The organism is Streptomyces sp. NPDC020299, assembly GCF_044387825.1.
In the GTDB taxonomy this organism is placed as follows: Bacteria; Actinomycetota; Actinomycetes; order Streptomycetales; family Streptomycetaceae; genus Streptomyces.
On the sequence record NZ_JBIRWL010000038.1, the window covers coordinates 21,003 to 30,135 of the forward strand.

Genomic DNA, 9,133 nt, shown 5'->3' on the forward strand with positions numbered 1-9,133 from the left:
CACGGCAGTCAGCGGCGGCCCGTGCGCATTCGAGGACAGCCGGGCTGCGCCCACGTGTCCCTAGCAGCGATAGCTGCGCATCACCCGCCGGACAGCAATTGCGCACCGTCCACCGTCACCGAGTCCCGGCTGCGTAATCGGCGACGTGATTGCGCAGCGGCTGCGCAACGCTGTGACCTGCTGTGGTCGGGGCCATGGTCAGGGGTGCCGGGTCTCATGGTCGGTCTCGTGGTCGGGTGGTGCGCATCGCCGTATGGGCGGTGTGGGGGTGCGCAGTCGCTGCGCGGTGGTTGGTGCGCAGCGGTTGCGCAGGGTGCCTACGGCTACCGGGACTGGCTCCAGGGGACGCGTTGGTCGGGGTCGTGGATGGGGCGCCATACGGGTGCGGAGGGGCCGTTGCGGAGCAGGTCGACCAGGGGCGTTGCCAGGACGGGAACGTGGTGCAGGAAGCTGGACAGTGCCGGTTCCGAGGCGGCTGCGCGCAGGGCGCGGATACGTGTCTCGATGCCGGTGGGGCCGGTGCCGTCCAGGACGAACAGCAGCCGCGGGAACAGCGGGTAGCGGCGCCGCCAGTCCTCTTCTGGAAGCTGTTGTCCGGCGGTCGGCCTTGGGCGTCCGGGCAGGGGTGCGGGTATGTAGTCGTGGAGGCGGGCGTAGGAGGTGAGTTTCGCGGCCAGACGTTCCGGTCCCATGGTGGCCCGGTCGACTTCGACGAAGGCCCGCAGCATCGACCCGCCGTCGTCGCGGGTGCGGTAGTACGACAGGGCGTCCGGGATGACGGCCTCGCCGCTGCCGAGGGGGTGGTGGACTTCGGGGATCCAGTCCAGCGGCCGGCATTCGTCGCCGCGGCGGCGGGCGTCCTGCAGGAAGGCGAGCCCGGTCTCCGTCACGGTCAGCGCATGCCCGGCCCGCAGCCGGGCCGCGGTGCGGTCCGCGATCAGCTTCGGCGGCCGCCGCTGGCGCAGCTCGGGCCACTCCAAGGCGACGTCCACGCCGTACTGGGTGGCGAACCACACCCGGGTCCGGCCGGCCTGCGGCAGGGTGACGCGGTCGATGAGCCCCTCGCCGCGCAGCTTGGCCAGACGGCGCCGCGTCTGCTCGATCCGCACCCCCGGCGCGATCACCAGGTGCATCTGCTCCGTCGTCGCCATCCGGTACTGCACCAGTACGGCCAGCGCCAGCCGGTCCCCACCGCCCACGTCCACGTTCAGCATCGCCACTGCAGCCCTTCCAGTACGGTGCGGCGCCGGTCTTATCCGGCGCCGCGCATACCGTCCAGGCCAGCAACCGACCCCGACCAGACGGCCGACCACAAAGGCCCGACCAGAGGCACGATGCGATAACCCCGCCCCCGACCACGCCGGGAACGCTTCCGACATGCCCGCCGACAGCTGTCCGCACCTACCGGTCGTCTGACGCCTGGCTAGGTACACGAGTTGTGACGTCGTTTCCGCAGGAGGTCGGGAGTCGCATGCTCGCGCGAATACCCGATGTACGCGAGAGCGGGAGGCACCCGCTTTCCGGTCGGCGGAGTGCGGCGCTGGTGGCCCTCCTTGACAGGCGGCCCAGTCTTTGGGGAATGCAGGAAGGCCGCGGTTGGGGGAGGTGCTCCGGACTGCTCAGTGGTAGGCGCTAACGGCTGTCAGGTACAGGGCACAAGCGGTGCTGGTGGCGCTGCCGCCGATCAGGAGGGCTGTGGCGGGGTGGGTGCCGGCGCGCCAGGCGGCGAAGGCGGCGGCGCAGCCGATGTGCAGGGCCCCCGACAGCGCCAGAAGCAGCATCAGCATCTGGAGCGTAGACATCGCGGTCTCCTTGGATGAGTGGTCCCCTCCGTTATGCGGACCAGATGGGAGTGAGGCTGGCTGTCCGGGGGCGTGTCCTGCCGCTGTCTGCAGCAGAGTTGGGCAGGTCCGCTGCTGGGCTGCTGGTAGCGGGCCCGGGGATTTCAGTGTCCGGTGGTGTCCTGAACGGACGCTGCCGGACACCGGCACGTACGGGGCAGGGATGAGCAGGACGCCGGATTTCTTCGAGGACCTGCGGAGGGTGGGCGCGCTCAAGCGGGATCAGCTGGGCGGCAAGCCCTCGGACAATGCGCTGTCCAAGGTCCCGCAACTGCGGTTGTCCCGGGACACGGTCGGCGCGTGGCTGCGTGGGGAACGCTTCCCGCAGCGGCTGGAGCCGCTGCGGGCCGTCCTGGGGGAGATCAGGCTCGAGGCGGCCCGTCAAGGTGTCCTGGACTCCCCGGCCGATGGGTTCTCGGACGAGAGTGTTGCCGAGTTACTGGCCGGGGACCGCTGGGGCCGGGCGTGGAGGGCCGAGCAGGAGCGCCGGACACGGTTGAACCAGGAGGGTGTGGAACGCCAGCAGGCCCGCAGGGCTTTGCAGGACGAGGAGTGGCGGGCGCGTCAGGCGGCGCTGGCGGACCATCCCCGCCCGGTACGGTCCTGGACCGCGAAGCGGCTCGGGGTACACCCGGCCATTCCCGGGCAGCCCGCCACCCCGGCCGGCGCCGACTTCGTGCTGCCCACCTACGTCCCTCGCCCCCACGACGACCGCTTGCACGCACGTCTGGCCGCAGCGGTGGCCGAGCGCGCGTCGCTGCTGGTGGTGGTGCGTGGGGAGTCGTGCACTGGCAAGACGCGCACTGCTACTGAGGCCCTCAAGGCGGTACCGGACGACTTCCAGCTGCTCTTCCCCACGGACGCCGACAGCATCGTGGCCATGCTGGCCGCGGATGTCCTCGGCCCGCGCACCGTGCTGTGGCTGAACGAAGCCCAGCACTACCTGGACGGCTCCGCCGGCGAGGCCGTCGCAACCGCACTGCTGCGCCGCCTCGACACGGACGGCCCGTTCATCGCGCTCGCCACCTTGTGGCCCGAACACGACAAGACCCTCACCATCTCTCCCACCTCCAGCAAGGACGACCCCCACCGGCAGGCCCGGGCGCTGCTGGCCCAGGCCCACTACGTCCACCTTCCGACCTCCTTTGCCGAACACTTGGACGCTGTCCGCCACGCTGCCGCTCACGACGGATCCCTGGCCGCCGCCCTGGAAGCCGGAGGAAGCGACGTTACCCAGGTCCTGGCCGCCGGACCGGACCTGGTGGCCCGCTACGAACACCCCGACGGCCCGCACAGTGTCTACGGCAAGGCGCTGGTCAGCGCGGCCATGGACGCCCACCGCCTCGGCATCACGAGACCGCTGCCGCTGGCCTTTCTTCACGATGCGGCGCCCGGTTATCTCACCGGCAACGAGCGCGCCGCCGCCGACCCCGACACCTGGTTCACTGGCGCCCTCACCCACGCCCAAACCCTGATCAAACAGACCATCAGGCCACTGCAGGACGTGCCCCGCTCCTCCGGGATGGGTGCACTGCCCGGCGTCGTCAGTCTCGCGGACTACCTCCAGCAGCACGGCCGCCGCACCCGCCGGCTCTTCTGCCCACCCGCCGCATTCTGGGACGCCGCTACCCACCACCTCGCTAGCTCAGACGACCTCACCCACCTCGCCGACGCCGCCCGCAGCCGTTACCGCCTCCGCCACGCCGCGCACCTGTATCGCGCCGCCGCCGACGCCGGACACACCGATGCCCTGATGCGGCTGGCGTACATGCGAGAGGAGGCTGGGGACCAGGAGGAGGCTGAACGGCTTGTCCGCGCCGCCGCCGACGCCGGAAACGCCTCCGCCTGGGTGTGGCTGGCGGACATGCGGGAGGAGGCCGGGGCCTCGGGGGAGGCCGCGCACCTGTATCGCGCTGCCGCCGACGCCGGACACACCATTGCCCTGGTGGAGCGGGCGTACATGCGGGAGGAGGCCGGGGACCAGGAGGCAGCCGAACGGCTGTACCACATTGTTGCCGACGCCGGAGACGCCTACGCCCTGCTGCGGCTGGCGGACATGCGGAAGAAGGGCGGGGACCAGGAGGCAGCCGAACGGATGTACCGCGCCGCCGTCGACGCCGGATACACCCACGTCCTGATACGGCTGGCAGGCATGCGGGAGAAAGCCGGGGACCAGGAGGAGGCCGAACGGCTTGCCCGCCAAGCCGTCGACGCCGGACACACCGATGCGCTGACGGAGCTGGCAGAGAAGCGGGAGGAGGCCGGGGACCAGGAGGGAGCCGAACGGCTGTACCGCGCGGCCATCGACGCCGGAGACACCTACGCCTGGGTGCGGCTGGCGCACATGCGGGAGGAGGCCGGGGACCAGGAGGCAGCCGAACGGCTGTACCGCGCCGCCGTCGACGCCGGAAACATCTACGCCATGACGGAGCTGGCAGAGAAGCGGGAGGAGTCCGGGGACCAGGAGGAGGCCAGACGGTTGTATCGCGCCGCTGCTGACGCCGGAGTCACCTACGCGTGGAGGCGACTGGCAGACATGCGGGAGGCTGGAGACCAGGAGGAACTCGAACGGCTTGCCCGCCAAGCCGTCGACGCCGGACATACCTCCGTCCTGACACATCTGGCGGGCATGCTGGAGAAAAGCGGCGGCCAGAAGGAGGTCGAACGGCTGTACCGCATCGTCGTCGACGCCGGACACACTGATGCCCTGATGCGGCTGGCGTACATGCGGGAGGAGGCCGGGGACCAGGAGGAGGCTGAACGGCTTGTCCGCGCCGCCGCCGACGCCGGAAACGCCTCCGCCTGGGCGCGGCTGGCGTACATGCGGGAGGAGGCCGGGGACCAGGAGGGAGCCGAACGGCTGTACCGCGCCGCCGCCGACGCCGGACACGCCTCCGCCCTGACACGGCTGACGAGGCAGAAGTATTGGCGCTACGGCCTTGAAGCAGACGAAGCGGCTGCTGGGCCATGGCTATGGCCAGAACCGCGCACGGCTGCCAGCGGCTCACCGTAGAAGTCCACTCCGCGCTATCAGCCTGGACGGGGCCGCCGGGCCATCCTCGCTCCCGGCGTCATTCTGATCTGCTGGGGACCTTCGTGTCCTGGGCCGGGGTGAGTTCCTTCGTGACCGGCTTCGGGGCAGGCACAGACACCGACTCTTCGCCATTCTGTGTGCCGGAGCGGGCACTGGCTTGCCGCTGCTGCAGGAGCAGGCGGTGCGCGATGATCTCGGCCGGGTAGTGGCGGCCCTTGTATTGCGGCGACTCACCGACATGAAGCCTCCCCAGCAAGATCAACACGAAGATCTTTCAAGCTGCTCGGCCAATGTGACAATCCTCCCGGACGCCAACCCGCAACAGAGTGACCCACACATACGGCAGGAGAGCCATATTTTGAGTAGTAGCGAAACTTGAGACACAGTCACCTGATTTGAAGTGCTAGACCTTTCCCCGGGGGTAGTGCGGGCGCCGCGGGGGAACAGTCCAATGACAAGTACGAACAACGTCCACGTACACGGAGATGTCGACGGGCAGGTGGTCGTCGGCAGTCGGAACGTCGTCCAGAACGTCGTCGTCAACGCCGCACGGGGCTCCTCCGTCATGGTGCGCCCCGAAGGGCCCCCGCAGGTTGAACGGCGCGGTCGGCCCGTGGGCCGGGCTCTGCCCCGTCGTATTCCCGCACTGCTCGGGCGCGAGCACGAATTGGCCCGGTTCGACGACTGGTTGGCTGAGGGACACCCGGTGCAGGTATACGGGCCGCCGGGAGTCGGCAAGTCCGCGCTGTTGCGGCGCGTGGCGGCGGACCGCGCCGCGAGACCCGGCGGCGGCGATGTGATCTACCTCCCGGCCGCCGGACTGCCCGTTGAGGATGTCGTTCAGGATCTCTTCCACGCCTGTTTCGAGACCGAGGATTACAAGCCCGACCGGGCCAGAGTGCGGCGGTTGATGGGGGCGGTCCGTGCTCTCCTCGTCGTCGATGACTTCCAGGGCGGCCCTGAGGATTTGGTCGCCCTCGTTGATACCGCTCCGGGGTGCGAGGTGGTGGTGGCCTGTGCAGAGCACATCGCCTGGGACGAGGCGAGAGCGTTGCGCCTCAACGGACTCGCCGAAGAGCACGCACTCGCGCTTTTCGCCCGGGAACTCGGCCGCCCGCTGCGCGGCGGTGAACTGGACGCGGCCAGAGGTCTGATCACCACCGTCCAGGGGCACCCGCTGACGCTTGTCCAGGCCGCCAGTGCCATTGCCGCCGCCGAACGCGGCACTGCGGTGACCACGGCGGACCCGGGTGAAGAGCCTGAATCTGGGGCGGGTCCCGCTGGCACGGGCTTTGACGTGCATGAGTCGGTGCTCGCGGTCGGGCTCGCCGGCCGACTGAGCGATGAAGCGGGCAAGCTCCTGCGTCTCCTTCGCGCCTTCGAGCCGTTTTCCCTCTCCGCGGCCCTGCTCACTGTGCTCGCAGGCGGCATGGACCGCGGCGCCGTCACGGAGCTGGAGTCGCTGGCCCTCGTTGCATGTGACAGCACGGGCTACCGCGTCGTGGGACGGTTCGCCGCGCTGGTTGCTGAGCGGGCCGGGACCGTGCGCGGTGCGGCGGAGTTCGCGAGGCCGCTGGTGGACTGGATACAGACCACCACCGCCCGGCGCGATGTGGCCGGCGAAGCCCCCGCGATCTGCCACGTCCTCGCGGCAGCGTCCCGGGCGGGTGACCACGCGGCCGTACGGGACCTGGCGCGGGCCACGGCGCCGGTGTTCGCCCGTACGCTGCGCTGGGGCGCCTGGCGGCAGGTTCTGGAGTTCGGCCTGGAAGCGGCCCGCGCACTGGGATCGGCCGAAGATGTGGCGTACTTCTCGCGCGAGGAGCAGGTTCGCAGGCGCGGACTGGGACTGGCAGCCGGGATGACGGCCGGCGTCACGGCCGGGGCCGCGGCGGTGCTCGGCCAGGGTGCTCTGCACGGCGCCACGGCCAAATCGGGCGTGGCCGCGTCGGGTGCCGCCAAATCAGGCGTAGCCGCGATCGCCACCAGCCCGACGGCGATCGGCGTCGGGGTAGCGGCCCTGGTGGCCGGAGGCATCTTCACAGCGGGCCTCGTAGGCGGCGGCGGTGAGCAGCCGACGGCCGCGCCCGCTGCGTCATCACAAGCGACCGTTTTCACCCCGCCTCAGTCAGCCTCGTCCTTGGGGCAGCGACCCTATCCGTCCCGGTCTCGTGAGGCGACGAACAAAGTCTCCGGACCTCCCTCAAACAAAGTCTCCGGACCTCCCTCAAAGAGGCCCGATGACAGCCCCAGCGCATGCACAGCCGTTTCGATGGAGACCGAGACGTTCGGCCCGGTGGCGGCCGGGAAGGAGGAAACCCGGCACATGGAATTCGCCGCGGTCTCGGGCTGCGGCGACAAGAACACTCTGGCCGTCGACGACGAGACGAACTGGAGAGTGGAGCCGAATTCCTGTCCGCCACCGGGCCAGTCCGGGGCCTGCGAATTCGATGTGGTCTTCACACCTCAGGACCCGGGCCAGACATACACCGCACGGGTCACCATGCTCGACGACTCACGACGTGAATCCCTGACGCTGCAGGTGACGGGAACCTCCGCCGAGGCCCCTCCCGGGGCGCCAACCAATGTCAATTCCTATCCTGAGAACACGACCTCCATATTCGTCTCATGGGAGTATGTCCCCGGCAATCCGACCGAGATCGAGATCAATAACGGTGAGACCTCACAGACGGTTCCCGGCGGCCGGAACACGTACACCTGGGCGGGCCTGGCCCCGGGCACGTACATGTGCTTTAGAGTCCGCGCCGTTAACAGTGCCGGAGTGTCGGACTGGGCCCCGCTCGAATCTCCGTACTACACGTGTGCCACGACACCCTCAAACGGTGGTTAGAGACATGACTGACAGCCAAGGCGACCGCTACAACGTGCACGCCGACGACGTCTCCGGACAACTAGTCGTCGGCCGGGACAACACCGTGACCCGCCTCGAGGTGACTTCGCCCGTGACCACCCCGGTCACCGAACGCGAACTGGCCGAGCTACGCGCTGAGTTCGTCCGCGTGCGCGCGCTCGTACCGCAGGACGCCGCAGACGCCGACCGGGCGCGGGAACTGCTCGACGAACTGGAGGAGTCCGTCACCGCCCCCGACGCCGACGCTCCGTCCACGATGGCGTATGTCCGTCGCTGGTTCAGCCGCCATCTGCCCGCGCTCACAGAAGCAGTGGCGGGACTGGTGATCCACCCGGTGGTACTCCACTTGGTGGAGGTGGCAGGCGGCGCCGTGGCCGACGAATTCCATCAACGCTTCGGCTCCTGATGCGCGCCTTTCACAGCAGACACCTGCCCTCCGGTTCTGGCACAGATCTTGGGTAGCGGTCGCGGAGCGTTACTGGAGCAGGAGCCGCTGGCTAGGCCGGGCGCCCGAGCATGCGGGGGATATGCAGGCCGGGACTGCGGACAGTTCTTGGCTCGTGCTCCGCAACCCCGCTGACGTCTCATCTGATATCCCAGCCGACAACACCGCCTGCCACCCCGCCGAAAACTGTCCGCATCTATCCAGCGCCTGACGACGTATCCCCAGGTCACCACGCCTTTCAGCCGTGGTCGGGTAAGCCGACATCCCCCTCTGCACCCCCACAACGACCCCACCCAGGAAAAAGGGGAGGGCGGGCGTGGTGTGGTGTGGTGGAGCGGCCGGGGGATCGGGGCGGCCCTCAAGGGGTGTTGCGCGTCGGCGGGGCCTCCGCGCTCAGCGCCCGACGAGTCGGCGCGCCAGGAGGACAGGCCGCGAGCCGGGCGCAGCTGCGCGGCAGACGTCAAGACGAGGGCTTGGCTGCCTGCGGGGCCGGCTCCGTGTCGTCCTGGTCCTGGCCGCGCTCGTACACGGCGCGGGCCTCGGTCACCGCCCGCTGCCAGCTGCGCTCATGGCCGCCGTGCTCGCGCGCCAACTGGGCGGCGATGCCACGCCGGTATCCGCCGGCCTTCCGGAGCTCCTCGAGGGCGGTGGCCACGGCCCGGTCGCGCTGGGCGCGGCCACCGCCTCCCTGATTGCCCCGGCCGTCCCCGGGGCGCCGTCCAGCAGCCTGGAGACGGCCAGTGCCGACGTCCTCCCGCCAGGCCGCCCAGAACGCCTCGATGGACTGCTGGTCGTAGTAATGGGTGCGCTCGATCGTGCACACCACCTCCGGAAACCGGAGCTCTGGTGGGCTTGATCCGCTTTGGCGGACATCCGAGATCAGGGGTTCAGCCCCGGGAGGATGTCCATCATGGAGAGCATGGGGAAGAAGAAGCCTCGCC

Annotated in this window: 7 protein-coding genes; 3 read left to right on the forward strand and 4 right to left on the reverse strand. The window is 69.6% G+C overall.

The genetic code is table 11. The annotated features are described in order from the left end of the window. Positions 1–323: 323 nt before the first annotated feature. Positions 324–1,214: a replication-relaxation family protein gene (locus ACH45E_RS45320; protein WP_361457540.1), complete on the reverse strand. Its 891-nt coding sequence runs from the start codon at positions 1,212–1,214 to the stop codon at positions 324–326. A gap of 405 nt (positions 1,215–1,619) precedes the next feature. After that, positions 1,620–1,802, reverse strand: a complete 183-nt coding sequence (locus ACH45E_RS45325; RefSeq protein WP_361457522.1) for a hypothetical protein — start codon at positions 1,800–1,802, stop codon at positions 1,620–1,622. A 202-nt stretch (positions 1,803–2,004) separates the two neighbouring features. On the opposite strand from ACH45E_RS45325, the gene ACH45E_RS45330 reads away from it, so the two are divergent. Further along, a complete protein-coding gene (locus tag ACH45E_RS45330; RefSeq protein ID WP_361457525.1) occupies positions 2,005–4,854 on the forward strand; it encodes a sel1 repeat family protein in 2,850 nt (949 codons plus the stop codon). Between the two features lie 58 nt (positions 4,855–4,912). On the opposite strand, the gene ACH45E_RS45335 is transcribed toward ACH45E_RS45330, so the two are convergent. Then, positions 4,913–5,140 (reverse strand): hypothetical protein, encoded by a 228-nt coding sequence (locus tag ACH45E_RS45335; protein ID WP_361457528.1) that lies wholly within the window; start codon positions 5,138–5,140, stop codon positions 4,913–4,915. 186 nt (positions 5,141–5,326) lie between these two features. On the opposite strand from ACH45E_RS45335, the gene ACH45E_RS45340 reads away from it, so the two are divergent. Together ACH45E_RS45340 and ACH45E_RS45345 are read left to right on the forward strand one after the other, a co-directional pair. Next, positions 5,327–7,726: a fibronectin type III domain-containing protein gene (locus ACH45E_RS45340; RefSeq protein WP_361457531.1), complete on the forward strand. Its 2,400-nt coding sequence runs from the start codon at positions 5,327–5,329 to the stop codon at positions 7,724–7,726. A gap of 4 nt (positions 7,727–7,730) precedes the next feature. Next, positions 7,731–8,153 carry a hypothetical protein gene (locus ACH45E_RS45345; RefSeq protein WP_361457534.1) on the forward strand — a complete coding sequence of 141 codons (423 nt, stop codon included), beginning with the start codon at positions 7,731–7,733 and terminating at the stop codon, positions 8,151–8,153. 499 nt (positions 8,154–8,652) lie between these two features. Here ACH45E_RS45345 and ACH45E_RS45350 read toward each other — a convergent pair whose 3' ends face one another. Further along, positions 8,653–9,018 carry a hypothetical protein gene (locus tag ACH45E_RS45350; RefSeq protein WP_361457537.1) on the reverse strand — a complete coding sequence of 122 codons (366 nt, stop codon included), beginning with the start codon at positions 9,016–9,018 and terminating at the stop codon, positions 8,653–8,655. Positions 9,019–9,133: the final 115 nt, after the last annotated feature.